Consider the following 16,474-nt stretch of genomic DNA (forward strand, 5'->3'; position numbering starts at 1 on the left):
AGTAATGGATTCGAATTAAAAATTTGCCTCTAATGAGACGGATATTTAAAATGATTTATCATTAGGCAATCATCAAAGTTGACGATTACCTAATGATATTTCACTGTTTGTTATTCCTCTAATTTAACATCTAATCCTAAACCTTTCAGTTCGTGCATTAATACATTAAATGATTCTGGTAAACCTGGTTCTGGCATCGTTTCACCTTTTACGATTGCTTCGTAAGTTTTGGCTCTACCTAATACATCATCAGATTTAACGGTTAAGATTTCTCTTAATATACTTGATGCACCATATGCTTCTAATGCCCAAACTTCCATCTCTCCAAAACGCTGCCCTCCAAATTGCGCTTTACCTCCAAGAGGTTGCTGCGTAATTAATGAGTACGGTCCAATAGAACGTGCATGCATTTTATCTTCAATCATGTGCCCTAGTTTAATCATATAAATGATTCCTACGGTTGCTGGTTGATCGAAACGTTTTCCAGTACCTCCATCATATAAGTAGGTATGTCCATAACGTGGAATTCCTGCTTGATCGGTTAAGGCATTTATCTGGTCGATGTTTGCTCCATCAAAAATTGGTGTTGCATACTTTTGATCTAATTTTTGACCTGCCCATCCAAGAACAGTTTCATAAATCTGACCAATGTTCATACGCGATGGTACCCCTAATGGATTTAATACGATATCAACAGGTGTTCCGTCCTCTAAGAAAGGCATATCTTCTGCTCTAACAATACGAGCAACAATACCTTTATTTCCGTGACGTCCTGCCATTTTATCCCCTACTTTTAATTTACGTTTTTTAGCTACATAAATTTTAGCAAGTTTTAAAATTCCTGCTGGTAACTCATCACCTACAGAAATCGTAAATTTCTCACGACGCAACGCTCCTTGTAAATCGTTTACTTTAATTTTATAGTTGTGAACTAATTCCACCACTAATCTATTTAAAGTTTTATCAGTAGTCCAAGTTCCGTGTAAGTGTGTAAAATCACCTACAGAGTTTAACATTTTTTGAGTGAATTTTTTACCTTTTGGTAATACTTCCTCTCCTAAATCATTAAATACTCCTTGAGAAGTTTTTCCAGTAATTAAATTGAATAATTTTTCAATTAAAATATCTTTTAAACCTTCAAACTTGTGAACATACGATGCTTCTAAAGTTGCAATTGCTTCTTTATCACGAGCACGTTTTGTTTTATCTTTTACAGCACGTTGGAATAATTTTTTATTAATTACTACTCCTCTTAATGATGGAGAAGCTTTTAATGATGCATCTTTTACATCACCTGCTTTATCACCAAAGATAGCTCTTAATAATTTTTCTTCAGGTGTTGGATCAGATTCTCCTTTTGGTGTAATTTTACCAATTAAGATATCACCAGGATTTACCTCTGCTCCAACACGAATCATTCCATTTTCATCTAAGTCTTTCGTAGCCTCTTCTGAAACGTTTGGAATATCGTTTGTTAATTCTTCAGCTCCTAATTTTGTATCACGAACATCTAATGAATATTCGTCAATATGTATAGAAGTAAAGATATCTTCACGAACCACTTTTTCTGAAATTACAATCGCATCCTCAAAGTTATACCCTTTCCAAGGCATAAAGGCTACTTTCATATTTCTTCCTAAAGCTAATTCTCCTTTTTGTGTTGCATATCCTTCACAAAGTACTTGACCTTCTTCCACTCTATCCCCAACTTTAACAATTGGTTTTAGGTTGATATTTGTACCTTGGTTTGTTTTCCTAAACTTAATTAAGTTATATGAAATATCATCAGATTCAAAGCTTACTAAGCGTTCTTCATCAGATCTATCATACTTAATTTTAATTTTATTAGCATCAACATACTCAACAACTCCAGGACCTTCGGCATTGATTAAAATACGAGAATCTTTTGCAACTCTACGTTCTAATCCTGTACCTACGATTGGTGATTCTGGGCGTAATAATGGAACTGCTTGACGCATCATGTTCGATCCCATTAATGCACGGTTGGCATCATCATGCTCTAAGAAGGGAATTAATGATGCTGAAATAGATGCAATCTGATTAGGAGCAACATCCATATAATCAATTTCAGTAGGTGTTACTACAGGAAAATCACCTCCTTCTCTTGAAATTAATTTATCTCCAACAAAATCTCCAGCTGCATTCACCTCTAAATTAGATTGTGCAAACTTCATTCCTTCTTCCTCTTCAGCACTTAAATATATATGCTCTTGATTAACATCTACATTTCCTTCGATAACCTTCTTATAAGGAGTTTCGATAAAACCTAAATTATTAACCTTTGCAAATACTGCTAAAGATGAAATTAATCCAATATTCGGTCCCTCAGGAGTTTCAATTGGACATAAACGTCCGTAGTGTGTATAGTGAACATCACGAACCTCGAATCCTGCTCTTTCTCTAGATAATCCTCCAGGTCCTAGTGCTGATAAACGACGTTTGTGTGTAATCTCAGCTAATGGATTGGTTTGATCCATAAATTGAGACAACTGGTTCGTTCCAAAAAACGAATTAATAACAGAAGACAACGTCTTTGCATTAATTAAATCAATAGGAGTAAATACCTCGTTATCACGTACATTCATTCTTTCACGAATCGTACGCGCCATACGCGCTAAACCTACACCGAACTGACCTGCTAATTGTTCACCAACAGTTCTTACACGACGGTTAGATAAATGGTCAATATCATCTACTTCTGCTTTTGAGTTAATTAACTCAATTAAGTATTTGATAATGGTAATAATGTCATTCTTAGTTAATACCTTCTGATCAATCGGCTCATTTAACTGTAACTTGGTGTTCATTCTAAAACGCCCAACTTCACCTAAACTATAACGTTGCTCAGAGAAGAATAATTTTTCAATAATTCCTCTTGCTGTCTCCTCATCTGGCGGCTCAGCATTACGTAATTGTCTGTAGACATGTTCTACTGCTTCTTTTTCAGAATTCGTAGGATCTTTTTGTAATGTATTGTGAATGATGGCATAATCAGCCATGTCATTATCTACCTTATGTAATAAGATAGTTTTAGCACCTGCTTCAATTATTTCATCAATATGTTCTTTCTCTATGATGGTATCACGATCGAAAACAATTTCGTTACGTTCAATAGACACTACTTCTCCAGTATCTTCATCTACGAAATCTTCATGCCAAGTTTTTAAAACTCTAGCTGCTAGTTTACGTCCTAATACTTTTTTTAATCCAGCTTTAGAAACTTTAATTTCTTCTGCTAAATCAAAGATTTCTAATATATCTTTATCTCTTTCAAAACCGATGGCTCTGAATAATGTGGTTACTGGTAATTTTTTCTTTCTATCAATATAAGCATACATTACTTGATTGATATCAGTTGCAAATTCTATCCAAGATCCTTTAAAAGGGATTACTCTTGCTGAATACAACTTAGTTCCATTTGCGTGGAATGATTGTCCAAAAAACACACCAGGCGAACGGTGTAATTGCGATACAACAACTCTTTCTGCTCCATTAATAATGAAAGTTCCAGAATTAGTCATGTAAGGAATTGTACCTAAATATACGTCTTGAACAATTGTTTCAAAATCTTCATGTTCAGGATCTGTACAATAAAGCTTTAATCTTGCTTTTAAAGGTACACTGTGTGTTAATCCTCTTTCAATACATTCTTGAATACTATATCTTGGTGGATCTACAAAGTAGTCTAAAAATTCTAATACAAATTGATTACGGGTATCTGTAATCGGAAAGTTATCCATAAAGGTTTTATACAAACCTTCTTCACCTCGCTCATCAGCTTTGGTTTGCAATTGGAAAAAATCTTGGAAAGATTTCACCTGAATATCCAAAAAATCTGGATAATCGGTACCTAATTGCGATGATGCGAAGTTAATTCTTTCAGTAGTTTTTATCGTTGCCAAAAGAGATGCTATTTTTAAATTAAAAATATTATTTTTTGAAACTATCTTGTTTCAATAATGCAATTTTAATTGCTTTGCTGATTTTAAAATCAGCTCTTTATAGTCGTGTTATTGCAATTATATAATTGTAATAAAATAAAGAACGAATATATACACAAAATGGTTTAGGACTAGAAACGAGTGTTTCTAGTGCCTAAACCTTAATTGTTTTATCCCGTATTATAAAATCGGGAGTATAGCTTACTTAAGCTCTACTTCAGCTCCTGCTTCTTCTAAAGATTTTTGAAGACCTTCTGCTTCATCTTTAGTTACTCCTTCTTTGATTGGTGCTGGTGCACTATCAACGATTGCTTTAGCATCTTTTAAGCCTAAACCAGTTAATTCTTTAACTAATTTCACAACTGCTAATTTAGAAGCTCCTGCTGCTTTTAAGATAACGTCAAATTCAGTTTTCTCTTCTGCTGCATCACCTCCTGCTGCTGGACCTGCTACTGCTACTGCTGCTGCTGCTGGCTCAATACCGTACTCATCTTTTAAAATATCAGCTAATTCATTAACTTCTTTTACTGTTAAGTTAACTAATTGCTCTGCGAAATCTTTTAAATCTGCCATTTTAATTGTTTTTAAATTTTATTATTTAGTTTATTAGTGCGCGTAATTATTTCTCTGATAATGTCTTTAAGATACCAGATAATTTGTTACCTCCTGATTGTAATGCTGAAACAACATTCTTAGCAGGCGATTGTAATAATGAGATAATATCTCCAATAAGTTCTTCTTTAGACTTAATGTTAACAAGAGCATCTAATTGGTCATCTCCAACATAAACTGACTCTTCAACAAAAGCTCCTTTTAATAAAGGCTTGTCTGATTTTTTTCTGAACTCTTTAATAACTTTTGCAGGGGCGTTAGACACCTCTGAAATCATCATTGAAGTATTTCCTTTTAAAACATCTGGTAAGTCTCCGAAATCTTTATCAGAAGCTTCCATTGCTTTAGAAAGCAGTGAGTTTTTAACAACAGCTAATTCTACGTCTGCTTTAAAACAAGCTCTTCTTAGGTTAGAAGTAGTAACGGCATCTAATCCAGAAATATCTGCTAAATAGATGGTACTTGTATCTGCTAATCTTGCTGTTAAATCTTGTATTACTTGTAATTTGTCTTCTCTTGTCATAATTAAAAGTTTAAGTGCCTATAATGATATAGATTTTTCATCTACAGCAACACTAGGACTCATAGTTGATGACATAAAAATACTCTTTATATAATCTCCTTTAGCCGCTGTTGGCTTTAATTTAATTAACGTTTGTAATAACTCATTTGCGTTTTCTTGAATCTTCTGAGCATCAAAAGATACTTTTCCGATAGCAGCATGTACAATACCAGTTTTATCAACTTTAAAGTCAATTTTACCAGCTTTTACTTCTTGTACTGCTTTTGCAACGTTCATAGTTACCGTACCTGTTTTTGGGTTAGGCATCAAACCTCTTGGTCCTAAAACACGACCTAAAGGACCTAACTTACCCATAACACTAGGCATAGTTATAATCACATCAACATCAGTCCAACCACCTTTAATTTTCTGAAGGTATTCATCTAATCCAACATAATCTGCACCAGCTGCAATAGCTTCTGCTTCTTTATCTGGAGTAACTAACGCTAATACTTTTACGTCTTTTCCTGTTCCGTGAGGTAATGTTACAACACCACGTACCATTTGATTTGCTTTACGAGGATCTACTCCTAAGCGAACTGCTAAATCAACTGATGCGTCAAATTTTACAGTTGTAATTTCTTTAACCAAGGCTGATGCATCTTTTAAGCTGTAAACTTTAGAGCTATCTACCTTAGAACGAGCTTCTTTTTGCTTTCTAGTAATTGCCATTTCTAATGTATTTTAAAGTTTAAGCAGGTGCATTACCTGTTACGGTTAATCCCATAGAACGAGCAGTTCCAGCTATCATTTTCATTGCAGATTCAACTTCAAAGGCATTCATATCTACCATTTTGTCTTCTGCAATTCCTCGAATTTGATCCCAAGAAACACTTGCTACTTTTTTTCTATTTGGTTCTCCCGAACCTTTCTTAATTTTGGCCGCTTCTAACAATTGTACTGCAGCTGGTGGTGTTTTTACAACAAACTCGAAAGATTTGTCTTTATAAACAGTAATCACAACAGGTAAAACTTTACCTTGTTTGTCCTGTGTACGCGCATTAAATTGCTTACAGAACTCCATGATATTAACACCGGCAGCACCTAAAGCGGGTCCAACTGGTGGCGACGGATTCGCAGCACCTCCCCTAACTTGTAGTTTAACTAATTTACTTATTTCTTTTGCCATTGTTTAAGATTTAAACGACATGTTTAAAATGGAAGCTTTAAACACATCAAAATATAGGTGTAACGATTATATTTTTTCTACTTGCATATAGTTTAGTTCTAATGGAGTTTTTCTTCCGAAAATTTTAACCATTACTTCTAACTTGCGTTTTTCCTCATTAACTTTTTCAACAGTACCGTCGAATCCATTAAAAGGACCGTCAATTACTTTTACTGTTTCACCAGCATTAAAAGGAATTGCGATATTTTCATCTTTAACAGAAAGTTCATCAACTTTACCTAACATTCTATTTACTTCTGATTTACGCATTGGTACAGGTTCACCACCTTTTGTTTCACCTAAAAAACCAATAACACCTGTTACTGATTTTATTACGTGAGGTACTTCACCAGCTAAATTAGCTTCTACCATTACATAACCAGGAAAGTAAACTCTCTCTCGATTAACTTTTTTTCCGTTTCTTACTTGAATAACTTTTTCTGTAGGAACGATTACTTTACTTACGAAGTCAGATAATCCAAAGCGAGCGATTTCCGTCTCAATATAAGCTTTAACCTTATTCTCTTGACCACCAACAGCTCTTACCACATACCACTTCATTACTGAGTCAGTCATCATTAAAACATTTTAAAGAAATTATCTAATCCTGTTTGAAAAACCTTATCTACTCCCGCTACTACTAAAGCAAAAACAATTGTAAATGCCGCAACAATTACAGTAGACTTTTGAGCTTCTTCACGAGATGCCCAAGTCATGTTTGTATTTAATTCCTCAAAAGAACCTTTGATGTACTCTATAAAGTTATTCATTTTATTATCCTTTTAGCGAGTTACAATTCATCATCGTAACTCGCTTTGGTTATGCACGGACGGAGAGATTCGAACTCCCGACAGCTGGTTTTGGAGACCAGTGCTCTACCGCTGAACTACGTCCGTATTTTTTATTTTAAAAAGAAGTCTCTCATTTAAGAGACTTCTTTTTTTTATAGTATAAACTAATAAATTAGTCTAAAATTTCAGTAACCTGACCTGCACCTACTGTTCTACCACCTTCACGGATAGCAAACTGTAAACCTAAGTTTAATGCAATTGGTTGGATTAATTCAACTGTAATAGTTAAGTTATCACCAGGCATAACCATTTCTACACCTTCAGGTAAGAAAATGTTTCCTGTTACATCAGTAGTACGTACGTAAAACTGAGGGCGATAGTTATTATGGAATGGAGTGTGACGTCCACCTTCTTCTTTTTTCAATACATACACTTCAGCCTTAAACTTAGCGTGTGGAGTTACAGAACCTGGCTTACAGATTACCATTCCTCTTTTAATATCTTCTTTAGCAATACCTCTTAATAAGATACCTGCATTATCTCCAGCCTCACCTCTATCTAAGATTTGACGGAACATTTCAATACCAGTAACTGTAGAAGTTAACTTCTCAGTACCCATACCAATAATATCTACAGATTCACCAGAATTGATGATTCCTGTTTCAATACGACCAGTTGCAACAGTACCACGACCAGTAATAGAGAATACATCTTCAATAGGCATTAAGAAAGGCTTTTCAGTTTCTCTTAAAGGCTCTTCAATCCAAGCATCAACAGCAGCCATTAATTCTAAAACAGTATTAACCCATTTCTCTTCACCATTTAAAGCTCCTAAAGCTGAACCTGAAACTACAGGACCATTATCTCCATCGTACTCATAGAAAGATAATAATTCTCTTACTTCCATTTCTACTAACTCAAGTAACTCCTCATCATCAACCATGTCAACTTTATTCAAGAAAACAACCATACGAGGAATACCTACTTGACGACCTAATAAAATGTGCTCACGTGTTTGTGGCATAGGACCATCAGTTGCAGCTACTACTAAAATAGCTCCATCCATTTGAGCAGCACCAGTTACCATGTTCTTTACGTAATCCGCGTGACCTGGACAGTCTACGTGAGCGTAATGACGGTTTTGAGTTGCATATTCAACGTGAGAAGAGTTAATTGTAATACCTCTTTCTTTTTCTTCTGGTGCGTTATCGATTTGATCAAAATCTCTAGCTTCAGAGAATCCTGCATCAGCTAATACTTTTGTGATAGCAGCAGTTAATGTAGTTTTACCGTGATCTACGTGACCAATAGTACCAACGTTTAAGTGGGGCTTCGAACGATCGTAAGTTTCTTTTGCCATGATTATTAATTTTAATTCTTAGTTAAATATATTTAGTGTTACTTTAATTTTAAAAAAACCCTAAAAAAGAGCCAATGATCGGATTTGAACCGATGACCTCATCCCTACCAAGGATGCGCTCTACCAACTGAGCTACACCGGCGTGGATAATTTTAGAGCGAAAGACCAGGTTCGAACTGGCGACATTCAGCTTGGAAGGCTGACGCTCTACCAACTGAGCTACTTTCGCATATTTTTAAAACCTTTGGTCAACAATCAAAAATTGAAGCTTAATGCATTGATTAATCAGTTTTAAAAAAGTGGGGAGAGCAGGATTCGAACCTGCGAAGTCGTAAGACAACGGAGTTACAGTCCGTCCCAGTTGGCCGCTTTGGTATCTCCCCTTGGTATTTGATAAATTAATGAACTTTTATTTTATTGAGCCGATGGAGGGACTCGAACCCACGACCTGCTGATTACAAATCAGCTGCTCTAGCCAGCTGAGCTACATCGGCTTTTTAATTGCCAATAAAACAATCCGCTATTTCTAACGGATTGCAAATGTATAAAGTAATTTTTGTATTTTAAAACTTTTTTGAATAAATTTTTAATTTTTTATTCAATTTTTATTCAACTAACGAACTTCTTTGCTTCTCTTTTGCTTTTTTCAAACTTCTTTTTAAAGAGTCTATCGCAATGTTTACGCCTTCTTCGAAGGTTTTATTTTGTTTTTTAACTACAATTTCGCTTCCAGGTATATTTATTTTTATTTCAGTAATTTTATTTTCTTTCTCGCTTGTATTTTGCACTTTTAAAAACACTTCTGCATCAACTATTTTATCATGAAACTTCTCTAAACCTGCTATTTTCTTTTCTACGTAATCGATCAAACTTTTATCTGCTGTAAAGTTTACTGACTGTGTGAATACTTTCATAATTTTCGAATGTTTATTTTGGGGCTCTAGGATGCGCCTTGTTATACACTTTTTTTATCTGCTCCAAGCTATTATGCGTATATACTTGAGTGGAGGCTAAACTTGAATGTCCTAGTAATTCTTTAACCGAATTTAACGACGCACCGTTATTTAATAAATCCGTAGCAAAAGCGTGCCTTAATATATGTGGGCTTTTTTTTGCTTTTGTTGAGACCCTACTAAAGTACATATTTATTATTCGATACACAAGAGTTTCGTAAACTTTACGTCCTTTTTTTGTTATCAAAAGAGCATCAACACCTTCTAATTGATATTCTTTTTTTACATCTAAATAAAGATATAATGTCTTAATTACTGATGGTAAAAGCATTACATAGCGTTCTTTATTTCTTTTCCCGAGTACTTTTATAGCTTTTTTACTAAAATCAATATCTTTTTCGTTGATATTAATTAATTCTATTCTTCTCATTCCTGTTGAATAGAGTAATTCTACGATTAATTTATTTCTAACTGCTTCAAAATCATCAGCATTATTTAAAAGAGTAATAACAGCTTCTATTTCATTAGTATCAAAAGGCGTTTGTATTTTTTTTTGAACTTTTAAAGCTTTGTGTTTTGCTAAAGGATTTGTTTCAATTTCTGCTATCTTTTGTAAGAAAGTATAAAAAGTTTTTAGGGAGCTTATTTTTCTATTGATACTTCTATTTGAAATTTCTTGATTAACAAGTTGTACGATCCAGGTTCTTATTTGATTGTAATGAACTTCATTTAATTCCTCTTGATTAAATTCGGTAACACAAAAATCTCTAAACGCAATAATATCTACATGATACGCTTTGATGGTATTTTTCGAGTATTTTTTTTCGTATTCTAAGTAGTTAAAGAAAGCAGTTACCAGCATTAATTATGTTGTTTTTTTAAAAAATAAAGATACAAAAAAACCTGTATTGAAATGAATCAACACAGGTTTAGTATTTTTGAATAGTAAGTTATTTCTAGCTTACTTCTTCTTTCGTTCTTAATCCTTGAACGTAAGACGCTTTCTTCATTTGAGCACGTTTCACAACAGACGGTTTATTGAACTGTTTTTTATCACGTAGTTGTCTTAAGATTTTTACATCTCTAAACTTTCGCTTGTAACGTTTTAACGCTCTATCGATATTCTCTCCCTCTTTAATTGGAATAATTAACATATATTAGCACCTCCCTTCATTGTAGTCTCTAAATTTTTATTTTTAGGACTGCAAATGTACTGAGTCTTATTTTAATTAACAATTAATTTAAAGTTATTTTTGATTTAATTTAAAATGCTATTATTAACTTACGGGTTTATATTCTTTTTTATCGATAATCATTTTAGCGATAATTTCTTTTAAAATCTCTGAAGTTCCGCCACCAATAGGTCCTAAACGACTATCACGCAACAAACGTGCTAATGGATATTCCTCCATATATCCGTAACCACCTAATAATTGTAAGGCATCATAAATAACTTCATCTGCTATTTTTGTTGATAGCATTTTACTCATACTTGCTTCTTTCACAACATACGCACCATCATCGAGTCTTTTAGTGATTGAATAATTATATTCTCTACACATATCAACTTTTGATGCCATTTCAGCTACTTTGTGACGCAATGCTTGAAACTGGTCTAATGTTTTACCAAACGCTTCTCTTTCGCTCATATATTTCAATACATAATCGACTGCATATTCGGCTCTTGCATGCGCATTAATTGCCATAATTAAACGTTCTAAAGCAAAATGTTGCATGATATACGGGAATCCTTTTCCTTCTTCTCCCATTAAATTTTCAGCAGGAATTACGACATTATCGAATGCAATTTCTGCGGTATCGGAAGCACGCCAACCTAGTTTATCGAGTTTAGTTGCTGTAATTCCTTGTATATTTCTATCAACTATAAAAATACTCATTCCTTTGTGTTTTTCTTCAAGATTTGTTTTGGCGGCAACTACCAAATAATCAGAATAGACACCGTTTGTAATAAATGTTTTGGAACCATTAATTACATAAGTATCGTCTTTTTTTACAGCATTGGTTCGCATTCCTGCTACGTCACTTCCTCCAAAAGGTTCAGAAATACAAAGGCAACCTATTTTTTCTCCGTTGATACTTGGCGTTAAATATGCTTTTTTGATACGGGCATCTCCTTCTTTATTTAAGTGCGTCATTGCTAAATACGCGTGTGCCCACATTGCGGCAGCGAATCCACCTGAATTTATTTTTTGTAATTCTTCTAAAAATATTACGGTATAAAAAAGGTCTAATCCTAAACCGCCATCTTCTTCTGGTTGATTTATTCCAAAATAGCCCATTTCGCCAAATTTCGTCCAAATAAATCGTTCAATTGTGCCTTCTTTTTCCCATTTATTTATGTGCGGAACTACTTCTTTTTGTAAAAATTCTTTAAAGCTTTCACGAAAAGAAATATGTTCTTCTGTAAAGTACATACTATTCATAATTATATATTCTTTTATACTATTTACTTTTTTGTTTTCTTTGCTTTCTTATTCTGCCTTCAAATATAAAGCTATTCTATCATATTTATCGGCAGGAAAACCAGCTATGTTTTTTATTTCTGATATATTTTGAAGTTCAGCAACTTCCTCTCTGTATTCAAGAATTTTTTTACAAAGTTCGTAGTTGATATGCGGAATTTTCAATATTTCTTTAAATGAAGCGGTATTTATATTGATTTTTATTATTTTTTTTTGAATGTTTGCTGTTTCTTTTCCTGATATATTTTCTGATGAAGAATTATTTTCAGAAAAATTAGAAGAAGAAGAAAGAGAATTTATATTTTTTTTCGCTTGTGATTTATGTCGTTTTACGACCCAATCAGGGAATTTAAAATAGGGGGAAATTTTATGTAATAAGCTATCGGAAATATTGGTTATTTGTTGAAATTCTTTAGATGAGTTTACAAATTTTCGTTGTTTTCTATACTGATGTAATTTATCAATTTCTTCGGGTGTCATTCCGAGTTGATATCCTTTATAATCGGTAATAAAGTTTGGATTAAACGGATATATTTTTGGTTTTTTAGTTGCTAAAGCGATTCTTTTTAAGCTATCGATTTGTTGTTGAAAACTACGTATCTCTGTTGATTTTGTAGCTGTTATATCCGAAGAGAAAGCCGAGGAAAAATCAACAAAAAAATAGATACTTTGTAGAAGTATCAGAAGAATTATCAAAAAGAAAACCCCATTTCTTTGGCGTTTATCATACCAGAAATGGGATTTAAATAGTTTCATTTTTATTATTTTTAATATAAAAATTCTTTATAAATTATTTGTAAGTTATTTGCAAACTTTCTATAAATTTTTAGCTTTAATAGCACTTAAATATTTTGTTAATTCTTCTTTTACCTTCGGATATAAGAAAAATAAACCAATAACATTTGGCACTGCCATTGCAAAAATCATGGCATCAGAAAAATCGGTAACTGCTCCTAAACTTGCTGCTGAACCAATAATTACGAATAAGCAAAATAATATTTTATAGGCATAATCGGCTGCTTTTGAGCGTCCGAATAAAAACATCCAACCTTGTAAACCGTAGTAAGACCAAGATAACATCGTTGAAAAAGCGAATAACACGACCGCCATTGTTAAGATATAAGGAAACCAAGGCAATACCGAAGCAAATGCTTTTGAGGTTGCCAAAACACCATCTGGAGATTTTGTTCCATAGGTCATAATATCGCCATTACTATTGGTTATAATAATAACCAAAGCGGTCATAGTACAAACCACTACGGTATCGATAAAAGGCTCTAATAACGCTACCAAACCTTCCGATGCTGGATATTTTGTTCGTACTGCTGAATGTGCAATTGCTGCCGAACCAACTCCTGCTTCATTTGAAAATGCGGCTCTTTGAAATCCTATAATTAAGACTCCTAAAATACCTCCTGAAATACCTTTTGTATTAAAAGCTCCGTCCCAAATTTGAACAAATGCTCCACCGATTTGAGAAAAATTAGCTACTAAAATAACAACAGCTGCTAAAACGTAAATTCCTACCATAAAAGGCACTATTTTCTCTGTAATATTTCCAATTCTTTTTATTCCTCCGATAATTACGATACCAACTAATATTGACATTACAATACCAAAAGTTAAGGCTGTTGATAAATCATTCGAACCGATCATGCTACCAAATTGTTGTGCTGCCTGATTTGCCTGAAACATATTTCCACCTCCTAAAGAACCACCAACAACCATAATTGCAAAAAGAGCTGCTAATACTTTACCTAATGTTGTTTTACCAACATCGGCTAGACCTTTTCTTAAATAGTACATTGGTCCACCGTAAATAGTTCCATCTTCACCTACATCTCTATATTTTACTCCTAACGTACATTCTACAAATTTTGAAGACATCCCTATTAATCCTGCAACAATCATCCACAAGGTCGCTCCAGGACCTCCTAGAGATAATGCAACGGCAACTCCTGCAATATTTCCTAAACCAACCGTTCCTGAAAGTGCGGCTGTTAATGCCTGAAAATGAGAAACTTCCCCATCAGCACCTTCTACTCTAATGGTTTCAATAGCGTCGCCACCTGGCGTTGGATCGCCTTCCATAACATCCATGGTTACGTGATCAATTTCATCATATTTTCCACGAACAATATTAATAGAAGTTGGAAACAATCGAATATTTACGAATTTAAATAAAACTGTAAATATTAATCCAGAAGCCAAAAGCATAATAATAACTAACGGAACTTCTACATCTCCACCTATTTTAATCGGATAAAAAACGAAACTACCCCAAGCATCTGCAACTGGCTTAAACCCTTCATTTATCTTTTCAGCTAAACCTTTTTCTTGTGCAAATGAGAACATTGGTGCTATCAACATTAATAGCGTTAGAAGTTTTTTATCCATAATTAATTTGTTATTTTAATATTTGTATTGGCTAATATCTTAAAAAAATGAATTTTTGGCAAGTTTTAAGGGATAAATGTGTTTTTTATATTAGTTTTTCCTTAAATATTTGTAAATTTTCTTCAAATGATTTTGGAATAAATTTTAAAACTGATTTCGTATTCGTTAGATCAAACCCTGTTTTCGGCGGTCGCATTGCTTTCTGTCCCAATTCTTTAGTTGAAATTGGTGCAATTAACTGTTTATCTAAATTAAAAACTGTAGCGATTTGTTGAGCGATTTCATAAATACTCAACAAAGTATTTGATGAAATATTAAAAATTCCTGTAATGTCATTATCCATCGCTAATTTGCAGGCTAGTGCTAAGTCTTCAACATAGGTTGGCATGCGATATTGGTCATTTACAATAGTAATTTTCTTATTTTCTTCTAATGATTTTTTAACCCAAAGAACGATATTACTTCGTGACATATCGAACACTTTTCCATAGACCAAAATCGTTCTAAGAATGGTATACTTTATGGTTGATTTTGTTAAGATTTCTTCTGCTTTTAGTTTTGATTTTCCATAATAATTTAACGGATTTGGCACATCAGTTTCTTTGTAAAAACCTTTTTTTCCATCAAAAATAAAATCCGTAGATAGATGAATTAAATGTGTTTTATTTTCTTCTGAAAATGCTATTAAATTTTTAACAGCATCAATATTTAAGGCATCGCAGGCGGTTTTATTATTTTCACAAGCATCGACATTTGTCATTGCGGCGGTGTTAATAATAACGTCTGGTTGGTGTTTTTTTAATTCTTGAAGAAGATTTTTTTTATCAGTAATATCAATAGAAATATATGTAAAATCGGTACGTCCGCTTCTATTTTCACCTCGAGAGAACCCGATTACATTGTATTTATTATTTATTTTATTCTGATGCTTATTTTGATGATTTTCTGCTACTAATAAATTGACTAAAGTTTGTCCTAGCAACCCGTTACTTCCTGTAATAAGTACATTTTTCATTTATATTTCAACAATTATTTTGATTTTTTATGTTATTTTTTTTTTCAATTCTTTGTCAATTATTTGTCAATTCAAGTGATTTTAATCACTAAAAATAAATTAAAATTATATCGAGAATTTGATGTATTTTCTTAAAATAACTCTCGTAATTTAAGCACTTGTTCAGGACGTCCTAAAACGATTAAATTTCCACCTGCTTTTAATTCCAAAGTTGCATCAGGATTTATTATATATTCCTTATTTTCAGTACGATACCCAACTACACTACAGCCTGTTTTTTTTCGTAAATCCAAGTCTAAAATAGTTCTATTTAAATACTCTTTCGGCAAACTATCAATAGCGATTTCTTTCAAATTTGTAGTCGTATCGGCTTCAATGGTTAATCTATCGACAAATTCAATAACATCGGGCGTAACCACTAAAGAAGCCATGTGCGCACCACCTAATTTATCGGGCATTATTACGTTGTCCGCCCCTGCGATTTTAAGTTTACTATACGACGTTTCTTTGGAAGCTCTACTAATTATTTTGCAATTTTTATTTAATTGACGCGCTGTTAATACGACAAATAAATTATCGGCATCTGAAGATAAAACGGTTATTAAATTGGAAGCTTGTAAGATTCCTGCTTTGAGTAAAGTTTCATCGATTGTGGCATCTCCTTCGATGTTTAACAAACCATTTTTATCTAATTTTTTAACAACTTCTTCTATTTTTTCGATAACGACCACTTCTTGATTGTAGCTTTTTAATTTAGAAATTGCTTGTTTTCCGTTTCTTCCGTATCCACAAACGATGGTATGTCCTTTTAGCTTTTTAATTTTTTTTTGCACTTTTTTTATTTTTAGTTGATCAAAGAAATGACCGCTCAATAAATGTTCTGAAAATAATGACACCGCATATCCAAAGGTAAATAAACTGGATAATATTAAGCCAATTGTAAATATTTTCTCTGCAGTTCCAAATGGATGAACCTCCCCAAAACCAATAGTAGTAATGGTAATAATGGTCATATATAAGGCATCAATAAGAGTGTAATTAAACAGGAATATATATCCTAGAACGCCTATGGATAAAATTAATATTGAAAATAAAATTGCTTTATATAATCTTGATTGAAGTAACATTTTTTATAGATTGATGTTTTTTTATTGAAGAATTTTTGAAGAAT

Annotated in this window: 16 protein-coding genes and 5 tRNA genes; all 21 read right to left on the bottom strand. The window is 33.1% G+C overall.

Translation table 11 applies throughout. The annotated features are described in order from the left end of the window. Positions 1 to 110: 110 nt before the first annotated feature. Positions 111 to 3,923: a DNA-directed RNA polymerase subunit beta gene (gene rpoB, locus L0U72_RS07355; RefSeq protein WP_233883608.1), complete on the bottom strand. Its 3,813-nt coding sequence runs from the start codon at positions 3,921 to 3,923 to the stop codon at positions 111 to 113. A 240-nt stretch (positions 3,924 to 4,163) separates the two neighbouring features. Further along, entirely contained in the window at positions 4,164 to 4,535 is a 372-nt protein-coding gene (gene rplL / locus L0U72_RS07360) for a 50S ribosomal protein L7/L12 (RefSeq protein WP_233883611.1), read from the bottom strand. Positions 4,536 to 4,581: 46 nt separating this feature from the next. Then, on the bottom strand, positions 4,582 to 5,097 hold the full coding sequence (rplJ, locus tag L0U72_RS07365) for a 50S ribosomal protein L10 (protein WP_233898778.1): 516 nt from the start codon (positions 5,095 to 5,097) through the stop codon (positions 4,582 to 4,584). 18 nt (positions 5,098 to 5,115) lie between these two features. Next, a complete protein-coding gene (rplA, locus tag L0U72_RS07370; protein ID WP_233898779.1) occupies positions 5,116 to 5,808 on the bottom strand; it encodes a 50S ribosomal protein L1 in 693 nt (230 codons plus the stop codon). A 19-nt stretch (positions 5,809 to 5,827) separates the two neighbouring features. Beyond that, positions 5,828 to 6,265 carry a 50S ribosomal protein L11 gene (rplK, locus tag L0U72_RS07375; protein WP_233897373.1) on the bottom strand — a complete coding sequence of 146 codons (438 nt, stop codon included), beginning with the start codon at positions 6,263 to 6,265 and terminating at the stop codon, positions 5,828 to 5,830. Between the two features lie 66 nt (positions 6,266 to 6,331). Beyond that, entirely contained in the window at positions 6,332 to 6,883 is a 552-nt protein-coding gene (gene nusG, locus L0U72_RS07380) for a transcription termination/antitermination protein NusG (protein WP_101916709.1), read from the bottom strand. Further along, positions 6,883 to 7,074: a preprotein translocase subunit SecE gene (gene secE, locus L0U72_RS07385; protein ID WP_101916710.1), complete on the bottom strand. Its 192-nt coding sequence runs from the start codon at positions 7,072 to 7,074 to the stop codon at positions 6,883 to 6,885. The genes nusG and secE overlap by 1 nt, the downstream gene beginning before the upstream one ends. Positions 7,075 to 7,128: 54 nt before the next feature. Continuing rightward, positions 7,129 to 7,200: transfer RNA gene (locus L0U72_RS07390), tRNA-Trp, on the bottom strand. A 67-nt stretch (positions 7,201 to 7,267) separates the two neighbouring features. Next, entirely contained in the window at positions 7,268 to 8,455 is a 1,188-nt protein-coding gene (gene tuf / locus L0U72_RS07395; RefSeq protein ID WP_233898780.1) for an elongation factor Tu, read from the bottom strand. A 69-nt stretch (positions 8,456 to 8,524) separates the two neighbouring features. Then, positions 8,525 to 8,597 (bottom strand) — tRNA-Thr (locus L0U72_RS07400). A gap of 14 nt (positions 8,598 to 8,611) precedes the next feature. Continuing rightward, positions 8,612 to 8,684: transfer RNA gene (locus tag L0U72_RS07405), tRNA-Gly, on the bottom strand. A gap of 71 nt (positions 8,685 to 8,755) precedes the next feature. Then, positions 8,756 to 8,838: transfer RNA gene (locus tag L0U72_RS07410), tRNA-Tyr, on the bottom strand. A gap of 37 nt (positions 8,839 to 8,875) precedes the next feature. Continuing rightward, positions 8,876 to 8,949, bottom strand: a tRNA-Thr gene (locus L0U72_RS07415). A gap of 111 nt (positions 8,950 to 9,060) precedes the next feature. Beyond that, a complete protein-coding gene (hpf, locus tag L0U72_RS07420; protein ID WP_101916712.1) occupies positions 9,061 to 9,369 on the bottom strand; it encodes a ribosome hibernation-promoting factor, HPF/YfiA family in 309 nt (102 codons plus the stop codon). Between the two features lie 13 nt (positions 9,370 to 9,382). Next, on the bottom strand, positions 9,383 to 10,270 hold the full coding sequence (locus tag L0U72_RS07425; protein ID WP_233898781.1) for a tyrosine-type recombinase/integrase: 888 nt from the start codon (positions 10,268 to 10,270) through the stop codon (positions 9,383 to 9,385). A 94-nt stretch (positions 10,271 to 10,364) separates the two neighbouring features. Then, complete coding sequence (gene rpsU / locus L0U72_RS07430) at positions 10,365 to 10,562, bottom strand: 30S ribosomal protein S21 (RefSeq protein WP_028888499.1); 198 nt, start codon at positions 10,560 to 10,562, stop codon at positions 10,365 to 10,367. A 123-nt stretch (positions 10,563 to 10,685) separates the two neighbouring features. Further along, positions 10,686 to 11,852 (bottom strand): acyl-CoA dehydrogenase family protein, encoded by a 1,167-nt coding sequence (locus tag L0U72_RS07435; RefSeq protein WP_233898782.1) that lies wholly within the window; start codon positions 11,850 to 11,852, stop codon positions 10,686 to 10,688. A 48-nt stretch (positions 11,853 to 11,900) separates the two neighbouring features. Continuing rightward, positions 11,901 to 12,647 (bottom strand): helix-hairpin-helix domain-containing protein, encoded by a 747-nt coding sequence (locus tag L0U72_RS07440; RefSeq protein ID WP_233861363.1) that lies wholly within the window; start codon positions 12,645 to 12,647, stop codon positions 11,901 to 11,903. A gap of 60 nt (positions 12,648 to 12,707) precedes the next feature. After that, a complete protein-coding gene (locus L0U72_RS07445; protein WP_233897370.1) occupies positions 12,708 to 14,288 on the bottom strand; it encodes an alanine/glycine:cation symporter family protein in 1,581 nt (526 codons plus the stop codon). Positions 14,289 to 14,373: 85 nt separating this feature from the next. Then, on the bottom strand, positions 14,374 to 15,303 hold the full coding sequence (locus tag L0U72_RS07450; RefSeq protein WP_233898783.1) for an SDR family oxidoreductase: 930 nt from the start codon (positions 15,301 to 15,303) through the stop codon (positions 14,374 to 14,376). Positions 15,304 to 15,434: 131 nt separating this feature from the next. Next, positions 15,435 to 16,430 (bottom strand): potassium channel family protein, encoded by a 996-nt coding sequence (locus L0U72_RS07455; RefSeq protein WP_101916718.1) that lies wholly within the window; start codon positions 16,428 to 16,430, stop codon positions 15,435 to 15,437. Between the last annotated feature and the right edge of the window lie 44 nt (positions 16,431 to 16,474).

Origin of the sequence: Tenacibaculum piscium (assembly GCF_021390755.1) — a bacterium.
GTDB lineage: Bacteria > Bacteroidota > Bacteroidia > Flavobacteriales > Flavobacteriaceae > Polaribacter > Polaribacter piscius.